Genomic DNA, 16,075 nt, shown 5'->3' with positions numbered 1-16,075 from the left:
CTTCCTTGACCGCACATTACCGACACCTGACCTTGGATGACCGTGTCGAGATCGAGCAGCTGCTGGAACGGGGGTTGCCGCAGGCGGCGGTCGCGCGTCGTCTGGGCGTGCACCGCTCGACGATCTCGCGGGAGCGGCGGCGGGGGTCGTGGCAGCCGGAGCGCGACCACGCGAATCTGCGCCCGTACTTGCGGAACAAGCTCGACACGCGCGGTCCGCATGATCGGCTGTATCTGGCCGGGCAGGCGCAGCAGCCGCCGCGACAGGGAGCCGATGACGGGAATCGAACCCGCGCCACCTGCTTGGGAAGCAGGAGTTCTGCCATTGAACTACATCGGCGTGCGCCCTGATCGAGACTGTGCGCGAGCGATCGAGGGCTGAAGGCCAGCTTAGCCAACCGGTAGTCTGGGCACATGCTGCTGAGCGACCGCGACATCAGGGCCGAGGTCGACAGCGGCCGCGTTCAGCTCGAGCCGTACGATGCGGCGATGATCCAGCCGTCGAGCATCGATGTCCGCATCGACCGGTTCTTCCGCCTCTTCGACAACCACAAATACCCTTTCATCGACCCCGCTGAGGACCAGCCCGACCTGACGCACCTCGTCGAGATCAAGGGCGATGACCCGTTCATCCTGCACCCCGGCGAGTTCGTGCTCGGCTCGACGTTCGAGCGCGTGACACTGCCCGACGACATCGCCGCGCGCCTCGAGGGCAAGAGCTCGCTCGGCCGGCTCGGCCTGCTCACGCACTCCACCGCCGGCTTCATCGACCCGGGCTTCGTCGGGCACGTCACACTCGAGCTCAGCAACGTCGCAACGCTGCCCATCAAGCTCTGGCCGGGCATGAAGATCGGGCAGCTGTGCTTCTTCCGCCTCTCGTCGCCCGCCGAGAAGCCCTACGGCACCGGCGGGTACGGATCGCGCTACCAGGGCCAGCGTGGGCCGACGGCGTCGCGGTCGTTCCTCAATTTCCACCGCACCGACGTGCGCGGCGCCGAAAGCGGCCGCCCGGCCGACTGACGCACACGGGCGGGGAGCGCGTCCGGCCCGGCGAAGCCGAGACGATCGCGAGCGCCTTCCGTGGGGTCACCGCATCCCTTCCCCGTGCCCACGCCGCGGAACCGGACTCTAGTGCGAGGACAGCTTCGCCGCGCTCGAGCGCACCGGGATCATGAGCAGCAGCCCTGCGGCGATCACGATGAGGATGCCGAGGATGCCGAAGATCTGCACGTTCCCCGACAGCGTCACGAACAGCGCGAACAGCAGCGGTGCGATGAACGTCGCCGCGCGGCCCGTCGTCTGGTACATCCCGAAGATCTCGCCCTCGCGCCCCTCGGGGATGAGACGGGTGAGGAACGAGCGCGACGCGGACTGCGCCGGGCCGACGAAGAGGCACAGCGGCAAACCGAACGCCCAGAACACCCAGGCGCCCGCCCCCGCCAGGGCGAAGACGAGAACGCCGAACACCAGCAGACCGATGAGCGAGATGAGGATGACGCGACGCGGGCCGAGCCGGTCATCGAGCGCGCCGGTCGAGACCGTCGCGACGCCGGCGACCACATTGGCGGCGATGGCGAAGACGATGACCAGCGTGTCGGAGAAACCGAAGGTGCCGGCCGCGATGACCCCGCCGAAGGTGAAGACGCCGGTGAGCCCATCTCGGAAGATCGCGCTCGCGATGAGGAACCAGAAGGTCGAACGGCTCTCCTTCCAGATCTTCACCAGGTTGCGTACGAAGAGCACGAGCGGGATCCAGGTGAGGATGCGCTCGGCGCGGGTCGCGGGCGCGGGGGCCGGCTTGCCGTCCTTGACGGCGAAGAACACCGGGATGGCGGAGGCGACGAACCAGATCGTCGCGGCGAGCATCGACCACTGCACGTAGTGGATCCCGCCGAAGCTCGCCTTCGGGAAGATGAACGCCGCGAGCAGGATGATGAGCAGGACGATGCCGCCGAAATAGCCCATCGACCAGCCGAAGCCGCTCACGCGGCCGATCGTCTTGGGCGTCGAGACCTGCACGAGCAGGCCGTTGTAGTTCACCGACGCGAGCTCGAAGAACACCGTGCCGAGCGCGACGGCGGCGAGGCCGAGCGGCAGATACGCGGGGTTCGGTGCGACGAACACCATCGCGAGCAGCGACAGTGCGACGAGCGCCGTGAACACGCCGAGCCACAGCGTGCGGTGACCCGAGACGTCGGAGCGCTCGCCGGTGACCGGCGCGAAGAGGAAGACTGCGAGCCCGCCGAGGCCCAGCCAGACTCCGAGCTGCGCCGAAATGGTCGCCGGGTCGCCGAACGAGGAGGACGTGAGGTACACGGTGAAGACGAAGGTCGTCGCCACGGCGTTGAACGCGGCGCCGCCCCAGTCCCAGAACGCCCACGCGACGACCTTGCCGCCGGGAATCCGACCGTCGGGGAAGTCCTCCGGCGCCGGTGCCTCGATAGCGGTGCTCACGGGCGACACCCTAGCGGTCGCGCGTAACGGCTCGCAGGCGTCGAGATCGACGCGGCGGTCCTGTTCCAGGCCGGGAAAGGGCCACGGCGTCGGTTTCGGTAGCGTGATGGCGTGGCGCGGGCAGAGTGGGCGGGCATCGCGGGGGCCTACGACCGCTCGTTCGCCCTGCTGTGCGCCGGGCCGATACCGGCGCTGCTCGACCGGCTCGGCGAGCCGATCGCTGAGGGTGTCGCTGAGGGTGTCGACGGCGCCGGTCATGTCGGCAGGCTCTCCGGCGACGTGCTCGGGGCCCGAGACCGGACGAGGCTGCTCGATGCGGGCACCGGCACGGGCCGGGTCGCGGTCGCCGCGGCGGAGCGCGGCTGGGCGGTGGACGCCTTCGACGCCGAGCCCTCGATGATCGAGTACGCGGCCGCGCACCGGCCCCGGAACAGGTCGGAGGGGCAGGTCGTTCCGGTCGGCTCCGCGACCGGAATCCGGTACGCGGTCGCGGCGTTGCCCGCCATCCCCTACCCCGACGGCGCGTTCGATGCCGTCGCCGCGAACTTCTGCCTCAACCACATCGACGACCCGCGCGACGGCGTGCGCGAGCTCGCCCGCGTGACCCGCGCCGGGGGGCGGATCGCTGCGACGGTGTGGCCGTGGGGGCGGCCGAGCCCGCTGGCGCAACTCTGGCGCGGCATCCAGGAGGAGACCGGGACGAGCTCCGGCCCGAGCCGCCTGCCCGCGAACAGCGACTTCGAGCGCTCCGAGGCGGGGCTCGCCGGACTGCTCGAAAGCGGCGGCTTCGTCGACGCCGCGGCCGCCACCTTCGCCTTCGACTTCGCGGTCGACCCGGGGGACCTCTGGGCGGGCGTCGAGGCGGGCATCGCCCTCATCGGCTACGCCTACGAAGCGGCATCGGCGGCCCAGCGCACCGCCATGAGCACCGCCTACGAGCGCCGCCTGCCCAACATCGTCGGCCACGATGGCCGGGCCCACTTCGCCATGACCGCGATCCTCGCCGCCGCCGTCAAGCCGACCGCAGCGTGAGGTGCGTGAAGCAGCGGTTCTGCGGCCTGGTGAGCAGCCATTTCACGCCACTCACGGGCAGGGTGGGAAGAGGGGGCCGGATCAGGCCCGTGCGGCGAGTACGCCCTCCAGTTCGCGCGCCGCAGCCTCGACCGCGTGGCCGATCTCGGTGTGCCGGCCTTCCACGCGGTACGCCGGCGCGACGACCGACACCGTTCCGATGACGTGGCCGCGCGAGCGAACCACCGCAGCGCATGCCCACACCCCCTCGTCGACCTCGCTCGCGCTCTCGGCGAATCCGCTGTCGCGGATGCCGTCGAGCTCAGTGTCGAGAGCAGTGCGGACGGCCTCCGGCAGCGGCGGCTCGAGCTTGTCGAGGTAGCGGGCGCGCTTGGTCTTGGGGAGCGAGGCGAGCAGGGATTTGGCGCCGGCTCCTCGGTGCAGCGGCATCACATGGCCGGGCTGGAACGAGATGCTGATGGCGTGGTCGGACTCGGAGAGCGCCAGGCACACGGCGGCGTCGTTGAGCCGGCGCAGGTACAGGGCCGTCTCGCCGGTCGCGACCCGCAGGCGGTCGAGCACCGGCTGCGCCTCGACCCGGTAGTCCAGTGTCAGCTCCGCCGCCTGCGCGAGCTGCAGGATCTCCGGTGAGAGCACGTAGACACCCTTCGAGCGCTCCTCGATGAGATACATCTCGCGCAACAGGGACAGGTATCGGTAGGCACTCGGCAGCGAGATGTCATGCGCCTCGATGAGCTCGTCGACGGTGAGCTCGGGTTTGCTCGGGCTGAACTGCAACAGGATCTGCAGGGCGCGGCGCGCGCTGTCCACGCCCTTGGTGCGCTGCGGCTGAGCGGGCATGTCCTTACCTTCCTCGCACTGCGCGTTGCGTCCTGTGGTCGCACCGGTGGTCCGGCGTCCGGCACGTCACCTGCGCTGTTCGCTGAGGACGGCCAGGGCGGCGTCGATGCCGGCCCCGACATCGACCTTCTGACCGAGGTCGAGAAGGGCGCGGCCCAATGCAGACAGCCCCACGATCGGGTACAGCCCGCTGGCAGTCGGGCCCATGTGAGCGATGCGGATGATATTACCGGCGCCCTGACCGCTCGACAACATGACGCCGTAGCGCTCGCGCACGTAGCTGCGCAGTTCGACGTGGTTCACCGCCTCGGGCAGGCGGACCGAGGTCACGCAGTAGGAGGCGATGTCGTCGGAATCCGCCCACAGCTCGAGCCCCATGGCGCGCACCCCGGCGCGGGCGACGAGCGCGGACCGGCGGTGCCGCTCGACCATGTTCTCGACGCCCTCCTCGAGCGCTTCGTCGAGCGACGCCTCGAGGCCGTGGATGTCGGACACCGACGGCGTGTAGGGGAACGTCCCGCCCTTCAACCACTTCTCGCGCCAGTCGGTGAGCGAGAGGTAGGACGCGGTCGGGGCGTTGGGATTCCGGTCGATGGCCTCCCACGCGGCGGGGCTCACACTGATGAGCGAGACGCCGGGAGGGCCCCCGAGGCACTTCTGCGCGCCGGCGACGCAGAGGTCGAGGCCCCACTCGTCGGTGAGGAACTCCATGCCGCCGACGCCTGAGACGGTGTCGACCAGGGTGAGCACGCCGTGCTCCCGGCAGATCGGGCCGATCCTCGACATATCGCTCACGGTGCCCGACGGAGTCTCGGATGCCACGACGGTGACCAACTCGATCTCGGGATGCTCGTCGAGGTACGCCTCGACGGCAGCGGGGTCGACGGCCTTGTTGTAGGGCACCTCGATCTCGTGGAGCACGGCGCCGAAGTCCGTGAGCCAGTACCCGGTGCCTTTGCCGAAGACGCCCTGCACGAGGTTGAGCACGTGCATGCCGGGGCGCACCAGCGATCGGGTGGCGCCTTCGAGGCCGAGGATCGCCTCGCCCTGCATGAGCACGATGTCGTTCTTCGTCGCGAAGAACTCGGCGACCTTGTTCGAGGTGCGCGCGAACTGCTCGAGGAATTCGGGGTCGTAGTGGTAGACGATCGGGTAGCCGAGGGCGGCGAGGGTGCGCGGTGATGCGGCGACCGGGCCGGCCGAGAGCGTGAAGTCGAGCTTCGACATCGAGATGCCTTTCCTGGAGGGGGGTCAGCGGGCCCCGCGTGTGTACGGGGCGCCGAGCACGGGCGACACGTAGACGCTGCGGGCGAAGATGAGCAGCACTGCCATGATGACGAGATAGGGCAGCATCGAGATGAGCTGCGGCGGGATGCTCACCCCGGCGAGCTGCATCGCCGCCCCGAGCGCCTGGGTGAAACCGTAGAGGACCGAGATGATGGCCACGATCCAGACACGGCCGCGCGAGAGCATCGTGACGACGATCGCGATGTAGCCGAGGCCCTGCGTCATGAAAGGCGTGAAGGCGCCGACGACGAGCAGCGAGAGGTACGCGCCGCCTATCCCGGAGAAGAATCCGCCGAGCAGCACCGCCTGCGAGCGCGTGTTCATCACGCTGCCGCCGGCGGCGTCGAGCGAGGACGGCTTCTGGCCGGCCGCGCGGATGCTGAGGCCCCAGTTGGTCCTCGCCAGGAAGGAGGCGACCACGATCGCAAGCACGATGCACAGCCAGAAGATGCCCGACTGGCTGAAGATCGAACCGCCGATCGCGGGGATCCTCGACAGCCCGGGGATCATCCAGCTGTCGGGCGTGATCGAGACCTGGCCGTTCGCGTAGTTCTCCTGGTAGAGCACGCTCGTGATGCCCTGGCCGGCGATCGTGATGGCGATGCCGAGCACGATCTGGTTGAGGCCGAGCCAGGTGTTGAGGACGAGCATGATGAGCGACATCGCCATGCCGCCGGCGGCTCCCCCGAGCATCCCGAGCCAGAGGCTGCCGCTTGCGATCGTGACGGCGTAGCCGACGTAGGCGCCGGCGAGCATCATGCCCTCGATGCCGAGGTTGAGGATGCCCGCCTGCTCGCCGATCGTCTCGCCGACCGAGGCGAGCAGCAGCGGCATCACGCCCGCGATGCAGGTGGCGATGAACGTCGAGATGAAGAGCGGGGTCAGCAGGTCGCTCATTACTTGGCACTCCTCGCTCGGAGGGTGTCGAACGGCCTGCGGAAGGCATCCCTCAGCTCGTCGGGCAGGTAGCTCTGGCCGAGGTCGCGCTTGGTGCCGATGTACTCGGTGAGCGTCATGAACACGAGGATGAGGGCGACGATGACCATGAGGAAGTCGGTCGACAGCCCGGAGTCGATGGAGGCCACGGTGCCGCCGGTGGCGAAGATCGCGTAGAAGGCGACGAACGGGATCGCGGCGAGCGGGCTGAGCCGGGCGAGGAATACGAACGGCATGATGGTGTCGCCGTAGGCGGGGTTCCAGTTGTTCCGCACGTAGCCGACGTGCCCGAGGATGTCCATCGCCGCGGCGAGGCCGATGAGCCCGCCCGAGATGAGGAACAGCACGATCGTCATCCCGCGCGAGTTGATGCCGACGTGGCGGGCCGCCTTCGGGCTCGCGCCGTAGATGTCGAGGCGCAGCCCGAACGAGGTGCGGCTGAGGATGAACTGGAACGCCAGCGCGACGACGATGGCGACGATGAATCCGATGTGGATCGTCGTGCCCGGGATGTAGGGCAGCATGTCGGAGGTGTTGAAGGTGCGCGTCTGCGGGGTGCGCTGGCTCGGGTCCTGGAAGACGTAGCCGATGAGCAGGCTCGTGGCCCCCACGCCGATGGACGACATGACGAGCGTCGTGATCACCTCGTTGGTGCCGAAGCGGCCCTTGAGCCAGGCCGGCAGCAGTGTCCAGGCGGCGCCGACCAGGATGGCGAGCACCGCCGTGATGAGGTACGTGAGCGCATCGCCGACGATGGGCGCGAGCTGCGGGCCGAGGCCGCCGACGAAGACCGCGCCGAGCAGGTACTGGCCGTCGTAGCCGAGGTTCCAGAGCTGTCCGCGGAAGACGACGATGAGGCCGACGGCGATGAGCAGCATGGGGGTCATGACGACGAGGCTGTTCTGCCAGTTGCCGCCGAGGATGCCGTTGGCGAAGACGTCGCCGTAGAAGTACAGCGGGTTCTTCCCGAGGGCCAGCAGGATGATCGCCGCCACGATGAGGGCGAGCACGACCGGGATGATCGAGCGGACGACGATGTCGACGCCGCGCCTCGTGCGTGTGCCCTCACTCGCCATCGTGCGTTCCACCGATCATGTACTGGCCTACCTTCTCCGCGGTGTTGACGCCGTCGTTGTCGACGGTGCCCACGATCTCGCCCTTCGAGATGACCCCGATCCGGTGCGAGAGCTCGACGAGCTCGTCCAGCTCGGTCGAGATGAGCAGCACTGCGCCGCCGGCGCTCGCGAAGTCGCGCAGCAGGTCGTGCACGAGGCGCACCGTCTTGAGGTCGAGGCCGTAGGTGGGCTTGTTGACGACGACGACCTGGGCGCCCTCGCCGAGCTCGCGGGCGAGCAGGACCTTCTGCAGGTTGCCGCCGGAGAGCGCTGCCGCGCGCGTGCTCGGCGAGGGCGTGCGGATCGTGTACTGGTCGATGAGCTTCTCCGCCTCGTCGTTGACCGCCGCCCGATTGATCTGGCCGAAGCGCCAGAACGGGCGCTTGCCGATGCGCTTGAGCATGAGGTTGAGCGCGACGGAGAGGCTGCCGACGGTGCCCTCGTGGAGGCGGTCGTCGGTGACGTAGCGCACGCCGAGCGCCTGTCGTTCGCGCACTCCGAGCCGGGTGATGTCGTTGCCGTCGAATCTCACCGAGCCCCGCGTTGCGACGCGCTGGCCGGCGACGACCTCGGCGAGCCCGGTCTGGCCGTGGCCGTCGATGCCTGCGATGCCGAAGATCTCCCCGGCGTGGATCCGGATGCTGACGTCCTTGACCGCGACGTCCATCGTCCGCCCTGCCGAGGTGACGTCGTCGAGTTCGAGGACGACGGGCCTGACGCTGAAGTCGACGGCGGGGATCTCGCGGACGGCGTCCGCCGCCCCGGCGAGGTCGGCCGCATCGGCGAGGCCTCCCGCCGCAGCGAGGTCCTCGCCGAACATCGCCTGCAGAATCGCCGTCTGCGCCTCGTCCTCGGTGTAGCTCCTCAGCTCATCGGAAGAGAGGAATCCGACCTTCCGGCCGCCTCGCAGCACGGTGACGCAGTCGCCCATCGAATAGGCTTCGCGAAGCTTGTGGGTGATGAAGACCACGCCGAGGCCCTGCGCGGTGAGGCGCTCGACGCTCTGGGCGAGGTTCTCGATGGCGGACGGGGTGAGCATCGAGGTCGGCTCGTCGAGGATGAGAAGGCGCGAGCCCGTCCACATCGCCTTCGCGATCTCGACCTGCTGCTGCTGGCCGAGGCCGAGGTCGGCGGCGAGGGAATCCGGGTCGATCGTCGCGCCGAGGAGGTCGGAGAGCTCATCGAGGCGGGCCTTCGCGCGCTTCTCCTTGAGGAGCAGTCCCGTCTCGCCGAGCATGAGGTTCTCGATGACGGTGAGCGTCGGCACGAGCGTGGAGTGCTGGTGGACGACGCCGATGCCGTACCTCATCGCCGTCTTCGGCGAGCCGATGGTGACGGGGGATCCGTCGATCTCGATGGTGCCCGAGTCGGGCAGCTGCATGCCCGCGAGGATGCTGATGAGCGTCGACTTGCCCGCGCCGTTCTCGCCGAGCAGGCAGTGCACCTGGCCGCTCACGAGATCGAGGGAGATGTCGTTGTTGGCGATGACGCCCGGGAACGCCTTGGTGATGTGCTTCAGCGAGATAACGCCGGGGGTGGGTGCGGCCATCGGGGTCAGTCGTCCTTGGTGTTCGGGGGAAGCGCTCGGGCGGCGCCGGATGGACGCCGCCCGAGCGATGGTGCTGATAGTGCTACTTCTTCAGGATGGCGTCGAGCTGGTCCTTCGTCTGCGCCTGGTCGACCTTGATGGTGCCCGCGATGATCCCGTCGGATGCGGTCTTGACGTCGGCCTTGATGGCGGATGTCAGCTGCGGGGTGTCCTGCAGCAGCATGCCGCCGTTGGCGAGGTCGAGGTTGTAGGGCTTCTGGGCGAAGGTGCCTGCTGCGATGTCCTTGATGGCCTGCTCGTAGGTGGGCGTGAAGTTCCACAGCGCGGAGGTGAGGAGCTCCGACGGGTTCTTGACGAGGTCGGTCACGTCGCCGATGTCGGCGATGTACTTGACCGAGCCGCCCGCGGAGTCTGCGTCGTTGATGGCCGAAATATAGCCCTCCGTGGCGCCGTCGCCCATGCCGAAGACGACGTCGTCGCCCTTGGCGATGAGCTGCTGGACGATCTTCTTGCCTCCCGCGGCGTCGTCGTAGCCGGTCTGCGAGATGTAGGCGACGTCGATCCCGATGGACGGGTCGATGCTCTTGGCGCCCTCATCGAAGCCTCCGGCCATGGCGTACCAGTTGACGTCGTCGGCCGAGATGGCGATTCCGAGCTTCTTGCTCGTCGTCGCCTCCGCCGCGGCGACGCCGGCGAGGTAGCCGACCTGCTCGGCGCTGAAGGTGATGACACCGACCTTGCCGGGGACCTGCTTGCTGGGGTAGTCGGTGACGAGCACCGGCACGCCGGTGGCCGCCTCGGCCTTGGCCGCGGCGTCGCCGAAGCCCGAGGCGTGGGCGATGACGAAGCCGACGCCGCTCTTCTTTGCGGCCTGCTCGATGTTGGTCTGCGGGTCGTCGTATCCGACGTTCGGGTACGAGTCGAGGGTGAGGCCGAGCGCGCCGGCGGCTTCGCCGGCGTCCTTGAGGCCGACCTGGTTCCAGCCGTGGTCGGCCTCGGTCGCCGGAGTGACGATCGCGATGCGGGTGAACGGGAGCGCAGCGGTCGAGTCGGTGGTGGCGGGCGTTGTGCTGGTCGCGCTCGGTGTGTCCGAGCCGCGACCCGAGCACGCGGCGAGCGAGGCCACGAGGGCGAACGCCCCCGCGGCGAGTGCTGCGCGCTTGAGAGTGGTGCTGTTCATTGCGGGCGTTTCCTCTCGTGGGAAGGGGTGCCGCGCCAGTGAGAGCCAGGGTGTTTTCTCACATTGTGCGGTTAGTCGGTGACACTATGAGAAGTTCAGAGGTCGGTCAACCGCAGCTCGAAGGGTTTTACAAAGCCGAAACCTGGTTCGAACACGATCGGGAAACTGCGGAGAGGAACTCCATGTCCAGACTACGGATCACCGGCTCGATGGCCGTCACCGTCGCTCTGCTGCTCGCCGGCTGCGCCGCGACCGGGGCATCCCCCACCCTGACCTGGCCCAATACGACCGCGGTGCCGCAGGACGCCGCTGCCTTCGCGACTCTGGAGAAGGTGGCGCCCGGCGCTGCGCGCCTCGTCGCCGGCTCGACTGTCGAGGGCACCCAGTGCTGGACTCCGTCGGAGCACCTCAGGACCGACCCGAGCGTCGGGCCCCGCACCGTCTTCCGGGTCATCTGCCGGGTGCACTACGTGCTGTCGAGCACGCAGCGCTACACCGACGTCGTGTGCATCGGCGATTTCGCCAAGGATCCGATGCTGTCGAGCTGCTACATCTGGAAGCCGCATCTCATCGGCGACGGCAGATACGATGCCGGTTTCGAGGATGGTCCGGGGCTCGCGTCGGCCCCCGCCGCGCCCCTGCCGTGAAGCGCTGTTTCCGTCTCGTAAAACCTCGCTGGATGCCGCATCGCACCCTTGACGAGCCGAGCGAGTTTCTCATAACGTGAGCACAAATTCACAGTATGCGAAAAAACCTGTGGACAAGCGAGAGAGGTCGAGATGGCGGATCCCAAGGTCTACCTGCTCGATGGCGGCACCCTCGTCATCGACGCGTCCGACGTGCACTGGCACATCGACACCGGTACCCCGGTGCGCTTCCCCGTCTACTCGGTGCTCGTCGAGCACCAGGACGGCCTCATCCTCTACGACACCGGCTACGACCTCGACCACGTCAACACGGTGCTGCCCTTCGAGCTGCCCGAGCAGACCCCCGAGCAGACCATCCCGGCGCAGCTCGCCCTCGTCGGCTACCAGCCCGAGGATGTCGACATCGTCGTCAACTCGCACTTCCACTTCGACCACGTCGGTGGCAACAAGTACCTGACGAACGCCACGACCCTCGTCCATGTCGACGAGCTGCGCCACGCCAAGGTGCCCGAGCCCTTCGAGCGCCTCGGCTACTCCGATCTCTCCTTCGACTTCCCCGGCGCGAAATATCAGCCGGTCTCCGGCGATTTCGAGATCGTCCCGGGCGTGTGGCTGTTCGAGACTCCCGGCCACACGGCCGGCCACTACTCGATGCTCGTCGAACTCGAGCACGAGCGGAACATGCTCTTCTGCGGCGACGCGGCCTACACGCGCACGACCCTGGAGAAGGAGTGGATCGCCGGATTCCATCTCGACCCCGCGAAATCGGTTCAAGCCATCCGCCGTCTCAACTACCTGGGCCGCACGAAGGATGCCGACCTCTACCCCTCGCACGAGCTCGAGCCCTTCCTCACCTGGAAGCTGGCCCCCGCCTACTACGGCGGCGAATAGTCCCGACCGCCACACCACGAAGTAAGGAACTCCCCTCATGACCGAACAGCGCGTTGCCATCGTCACCGGCGCCGCCCAGGGCATCGGCGCCGCGATCGCGAAGGAGCTCGCCGCCGACGGCGTCACGGTCGTCGTCGCCGACATCAACGCGGAGGGCGCCGAGAAGGTCGCCGCCGAAATCGGCGGCACCGCTGCGTCCCAGAAACTCGACATTTCCGACGAGGCGAACGTCGCCCAGGCGGTGAAGGAGGTCGAGGACGAGTTCGGTCGGATCGACATCCTCGTCAACAACGCCGGCCTGGTGCCCTTCACGCCCTGGGACGAGATGACCTTCGAAGGCTGGAAGCGCACGTTCAACGTCAATGCCAACGGCCTGTTCCTCATGACGAAGGCCGTCGGCGATGTCATGAAGAAGGCCGGCTACGGCCGCATCGTCAACATCTCCTCGAACACCTTCGTCGCCGGCACCCCGAACTGCGCCGACTACGTGGCCACCAAGGGCGCGGTCATCGGCTTCACCCGAGCGCTCGCAGGCGAGATCGGCAAGCACGGCATCACCATCAACGCCGTCGCACCCGGCATCATCGCCTCCGAGGGGGTCTTCACGACCGGCCATGGCAATGGCTTCGACTACGTCGTGCCGATGCAGGCCTTCGGCCGCCGCGGGGTGCCGGCCGACATCGCTCCCGCCGTCGCGTTCCTCGCCTCCGAGAAGGCGGCGTGGATTACCGGCCAGACGCTGGTGGTCGACGGCGGCCACACCCGCAACTAGTGAGCGGGGCCGACCTCCTCGTCATCGGGGCGGGCTCCGCGGGCAGTGTTCTGGCGAACCGGCTCAGCGCCGACCCGTCGCGCCGGGTTGTCGTGCTCGAGGCCGGTGGCCGCGTCGCCGATCCGGACATGCGACGGCCCGAGCTCTGGCCGTTCATCGACGGCCGCGGATACGACTGGGCCTACACCACGACCCCGCAGCGGGGCCTGGCCGGGCGCAGCCTGGAGTGGCCGCGCGGCAGGGGACTCGGCGGCTCCAGCCTGCTGCACGCCATGGCGCACATGCGCGGCTGCCGTGCGGATTTCGATCGCTGGGTCGCCGCCACCGGCTCAGCGCGCTGGTCCTGGGACTCCCTGCTGCCCTTCTTCACGAAGATGGAGACCTCCTCGCTCGGGGCGAGCGATGTGCACGGCGCCGCAGGTCCCCTCCCGGTCCTCGTGCCGGGGCCGGATCTCTACAGCCCGGTGGTCGCGTCCTACCTCGCGGCCTGGGAGGCGCTCGGCGTCGCGCGCATCCCCGAGCACAACGCGGGCGAGATGATCGGAGCGGCTCCGAACTCGCTCACCATCACGGACGGTCGGCGCGTCACCGTCTCGGACGTGTACCTCGAACCCGTGCTCGGCCGCCCGAACCTCACGCTGATGACCGGCGTCACCGTGCACCGCCTGCTCGTTGGCGGCGGCCGCGTCATCGGCGTGGTGTTCGAACAGGATGGCCGTGTCGGGACCATCCACGCCGGCGAGGTCGTGCTCGCCGCGGGCTCGCTCGCCGATCCGCTGCTGCTCATGCGCTCTGGCGTCGGCGACCCGGAGGTGCTGCGCGCAGCGGGCGTCGAGGTCGTCCTCGAACTGCCGGAAGTCGGTAGGAACCTGCACGACCACCTGCTGGGCGCGGGGAACGTCTACCGCTCGGCGAAACCGGTGCCGCCGACGAGACTGCAGCTTTCCGAGTCGATGACCTACCTGTCCTCGCGCGGGCTCGAGGTGGCGAGCGGCGCCTGCGACATCGTCGTGGGATGCAACGTGCTCCCGACCGCGTCGGAGGCGTACCGGAATGCGCTGACGGTAGGCCCGGGCGAGGCGTACACCCTCCTGTTCGGCGTGACGAACCCGACGAGCCGCGGCCATCTCGCCATCACCGGCCCGGACGTCGACGACGTCCCCGTCATCGACCCGAACTACCTCGACACCGAGCACGACCGGCAGCTGTTCCGGCTCGCCCTCGAGCACGCGCGCTATGTCGGCTTCTCCGACGGCATGGCGGAATGGCGCTCCGACGAGGTGCTGCCGGGGCCGGACGTCGACACCACCGAGGCGTACGACCGGTTCATCGCCCGCGCCGCGATCACCCACCACCACCCGGTCGGCACCCTGCGCATGGGCGCAGACGCCGCCGCCCCGGTGACGCCGGATCTCGCGCTGCGCGGGCTCGACGGCATCCACGTGGCGGATGCCTCGGTCATCCCGGCGATCACGGCAGGCCCCGTGCACGCGAGCGTGCTCGCGATCGCGGAATCCTTCGCCAACGGCTTCTAGACACAAGGAAAAGGAAGGGGTGCGGGGCGGAAGACACCCCCCGCACCCCTCTTCGCTCAGGCGCCGAAGAGCAGGCGCCGGAGCTCGGCAACGACGAGCGCCGGATGTTCCTCGGGCACGTAGTGGTCGGCGCCGGGGTCGACGACCCAGCGGTCGCCGGGACGCGCCGCCATCGCGGCATCCCATGCGGCCTGGCTCGTGATCGTGCTCTTCGCGCCGCGAAGGTGCGCCATCGGCACGGCGACGCTGCGGAACTCGGCGTCCCACGGGGTGCGCAGCCCGTCGATGAGCTGCTCCATCGCATCGGGGTCCGCCAGCGGCAGCCAGGAGCCGTCGGCCTGCTCCTCGTAGCCCCACTTCGCCCGGCGCGCGACTGCGTCCATCGGCAGGAGCGCGTAGCGCTGGTGGAGGTACTGCTCGATGTCATCGATGGAGGCGAAGCGGCGGAATCCGCCGGCGACGCGCACCCGGAGGGTGTCGAGCACGGCGGATTCCACCCACGGCGGGTAGTCGACGGCGAGCACCGCCGAAACGCGGTCCGGGTGCAGGGCCGCCGTCACCCACGAGTTGCGCGCGCCGAGGGAGTGGCCGGCGACGATCGCCTTCTCGATGCCGAGCGCGTCGAGCACAGTGACAACGTCGCCGGCGAAATCGGCCCCGGTGTAGCCGGTCGCCGGCTTGTCGCTGCGGCCGTGGCCGCGCTGGTCGATCATGACGACGGTGGCCTCGCGGCGCAGTGCGTGCGCGACGGGCTCCCAGACGGCGTGGTTGGCCGACGTGCCGTGGAGCAGCACGATGGCGGGCCCTTCCCCGCCGACGCGGAGCGCGAGGTTTACCTCAGCGCCCCGCGTCCGCAGCATCCCGTCGGGTCCTTCCTCGACGGTGACGGCCATCAGACCGGCGTGATGCTGGAGAGCGTCTTGAGCGCGGCGACGAGCCCGGCGGTGATGTCCTTGCGCTTGGCGTCGACGTCGCCGGGGCCGTACACGTACATGCCCTTGTCGCTCTTGAAGCCGAGCTCGCCCGCGGCGATCTTGTCCTTGATGACCTGCGGCGTCTCGGTGGCGGCGTCGAGCTCCTTGTTGAGGTAGCCGGAGACCGCGGCGTAGATGTCGAGGCCTGCCATGTCGAGCAGGCGGGTCGGGCCGATGACCGAGAGCTTGTAGCCGATGCCCCACTTCACGCAGGTGTCGAGGTCTTCGGGGGTGACGATGCCCTCTTTCAGCAGCGCGACGCACTCGCGGAGGATCGCGTAGAGCACGCGGTTCTCGACGAAGCCTGCGATCTCCTTCTCGATGACGGGGTGATAGCCGAACGCTTTGACGATGTCGAGGAGCTGGTCGGTGACCGCCGGTGCGGTGTCGGGGCCGGGGATGACCTCGATCATCGGGATGAGGTGCGGCGGGTTCGACCAGTGCATGCCGATGAAGCGCTCCGGATGCGTGAGCGCGGGGGCCATCGCCGAGATCGGGATGCCCGAGGTGTTGGTGCCGATGATGACGTCGTCGCCGACGAGGCCCTCGATCTGCGCGAGCACGCTGTTCTTGAGCTCGAGCGTCTCGGGAACCGCCTCGATGACGAAGAGCGAGCCGGTGAGCGCCTCGGAGATGTCGGTGGTGAAGACGGCCGAGCCGCCTTCGACCTTCGGGCCACCGACCTGGTCGAGCACGCCGGACGCGAAATTGTAGGTCTGCTTGGCGCGCTCGAGGGCGTCGGCGCTGATGTCGTAGACGCGCACCTGCGCGCCTGCGCGGGCGAGGGTCGCGGCGATGCCGGGGCCCATGGTGCCCGAGCCGACGACGGTGGCAACGGCGGGAAGGCTGCTCATGATCGTTCTC

Annotated in this window: 15 protein-coding genes, 1 tRNA gene and 1 pseudogene; 7 read left to right on the top strand and 10 right to left on the bottom strand. The window is 68.7% G+C overall.

Annotated features, from left to right (window positions below; all coding sequences use genetic code 11):
- Window positions 1-5: 5 nt before the first annotated feature.
- Window positions 6-134, top strand: a pseudogene (locus M7D61_RS09850) (helix-turn-helix domain-containing protein); the annotation flags it as partial.
- A gap of 134 nt (window positions 135-268) precedes the next feature.
- Here the strand turns inward: M7D61_RS09850 and M7D61_RS03550 are convergent.
- Window positions 269-339, bottom strand: a tRNA-Gly gene (locus tag M7D61_RS03550).
- A gap of 74 nt (window positions 340-413) precedes the next feature.
- Between M7D61_RS03550 and dcd the strand changes: the two genes are divergently transcribed.
- Entirely contained in the window at window positions 414-1,019 is a 606-nt protein-coding gene (gene dcd / locus M7D61_RS03545) for a dCTP deaminase (RefSeq protein ID WP_298227676.1), read from the top strand.
- Between the two features lie 108 nt (window positions 1,020-1,127).
- On the opposite strand, the gene M7D61_RS03540 is transcribed toward dcd, so the two are convergent.
- Window positions 1,128-2,453: an MFS transporter gene (locus M7D61_RS03540; RefSeq protein WP_298227674.1), complete on the bottom strand. Its 1,326-nt coding sequence runs from the start codon at window positions 2,451-2,453 to the stop codon at window positions 1,128-1,130.
- A 111-nt stretch (window positions 2,454-2,564) separates the two neighbouring features.
- On the opposite strand from M7D61_RS03540, the gene M7D61_RS03535 reads away from it, so the two are divergent.
- Complete coding sequence (locus M7D61_RS03535; protein ID WP_298227672.1) at window positions 2,565-3,485, top strand: class I SAM-dependent methyltransferase; 921 nt, start codon at window positions 2,565-2,567, stop codon at window positions 3,483-3,485.
- An 81-nt stretch (window positions 3,486-3,566) separates the two neighbouring features.
- Here the strand turns inward: M7D61_RS03535 and M7D61_RS03530 are convergent, their stop codons facing one another.
- The 6 genes from M7D61_RS03530 to M7D61_RS03505 all read right to left on the bottom strand — a co-directional run bounded on the left by M7D61_RS03530 (window position 3,567) and on the right by M7D61_RS03505 (window position 10,392).
- Window positions 3,567-4,325, bottom strand: a complete 759-nt coding sequence (locus tag M7D61_RS03530) for an IclR family transcriptional regulator (RefSeq protein ID WP_298227670.1) — start codon at window positions 4,323-4,325, stop codon at window positions 3,567-3,569.
- Window positions 4,326-4,391: 66 nt separating this feature from the next.
- Entirely contained in the window at window positions 4,392-5,552 is a 1,161-nt protein-coding gene (locus tag M7D61_RS03525) for an alanine--glyoxylate aminotransferase family protein (protein WP_298227668.1), read from the bottom strand.
- 24 nt (window positions 5,553-5,576) lie between these two features.
- Window positions 5,577-6,509, bottom strand: coding sequence for an ABC transporter permease (locus M7D61_RS03520; RefSeq protein ID WP_298227666.1), 933 nt, complete (start codon window positions 6,507-6,509; stop codon window positions 5,577-5,579).
- Complete coding sequence (locus M7D61_RS03515; protein WP_298227664.1) at window positions 6,509-7,624, bottom strand: ABC transporter permease; 1,116 nt, start codon at window positions 7,622-7,624, stop codon at window positions 6,509-6,511. The genes M7D61_RS03520 and M7D61_RS03515 overlap by 1 nt, the downstream gene beginning before the upstream one ends.
- Window positions 7,614-9,212 carry an ABC transporter ATP-binding protein gene (locus tag M7D61_RS03510; protein ID WP_298227662.1) on the bottom strand — a complete coding sequence of 533 codons (1,599 nt, stop codon included), beginning with the start codon at window positions 9,210-9,212 and terminating at the stop codon, window positions 7,614-7,616. Before M7D61_RS03510 ends, M7D61_RS03515 begins: the two co-directional genes overlap by 11 nt.
- 82 nt (window positions 9,213-9,294) lie before the next feature.
- On the bottom strand, window positions 9,295-10,392 hold the full coding sequence (locus M7D61_RS03505) for a BMP family ABC transporter substrate-binding protein (protein ID WP_298227660.1): 1,098 nt from the start codon (window positions 10,390-10,392) through the stop codon (window positions 9,295-9,297).
- Between the two features lie 182 nt (window positions 10,393-10,574).
- Between M7D61_RS03505 and M7D61_RS03500 the strand changes: the two genes are divergently transcribed.
- From M7D61_RS03500 to M7D61_RS03485, 4 genes are all read left to right on the top strand, one after another.
- Window positions 10,575-11,039, top strand: a complete 465-nt coding sequence (locus M7D61_RS03500; protein ID WP_298227659.1) for a hypothetical protein — start codon at window positions 10,575-10,577, stop codon at window positions 11,037-11,039.
- 132 nt (window positions 11,040-11,171) lie between these two features.
- A complete protein-coding gene (locus M7D61_RS03495) occupies window positions 11,172-11,930 on the top strand; it encodes an N-acyl homoserine lactonase family protein (RefSeq protein WP_298227657.1) in 759 nt (252 codons plus the stop codon).
- A gap of 37 nt (window positions 11,931-11,967) precedes the next feature.
- Entirely contained in the window at window positions 11,968-12,702 is a 735-nt protein-coding gene (locus M7D61_RS03490) for a glucose 1-dehydrogenase (protein ID WP_298227655.1), read from the top strand.
- Window positions 12,702-14,237, top strand: coding sequence for a GMC family oxidoreductase N-terminal domain-containing protein (locus M7D61_RS03485; protein WP_298227653.1), 1,536 nt, complete (start codon window positions 12,702-12,704; stop codon window positions 14,235-14,237). The genes M7D61_RS03490 and M7D61_RS03485 overlap by 1 nt, the downstream gene beginning before the upstream one ends.
- A gap of 56 nt (window positions 14,238-14,293) precedes the next feature.
- Here the strand turns inward: M7D61_RS03485 and M7D61_RS03480 are convergent, their stop codons facing one another.
- Window positions 14,294-15,130 carry an alpha/beta hydrolase gene (locus M7D61_RS03480; RefSeq protein WP_298227651.1) on the bottom strand — a complete coding sequence of 279 codons (837 nt, stop codon included), beginning with the start codon at window positions 15,128-15,130 and terminating at the stop codon, window positions 14,294-14,296.
- Window positions 15,130-16,075: 3-hydroxyacyl-CoA dehydrogenase NAD-binding domain-containing protein (locus M7D61_RS03475; RefSeq protein ID WP_298227649.1), on the bottom strand; the 946-nt coding region annotated here is incomplete at its 5' end. The genes M7D61_RS03480 and M7D61_RS03475, both read right to left, overlap by 1 nt.

Origin of the sequence: Gryllotalpicola sp. (assembly GCF_027352875.1) — a bacterium.
GTDB lineage: Bacteria > Actinomycetota > Actinomycetes > Actinomycetales > Microbacteriaceae > Gryllotalpicola.
This window is presented reverse-complemented; position numbering and strand designations above follow the sequence as displayed.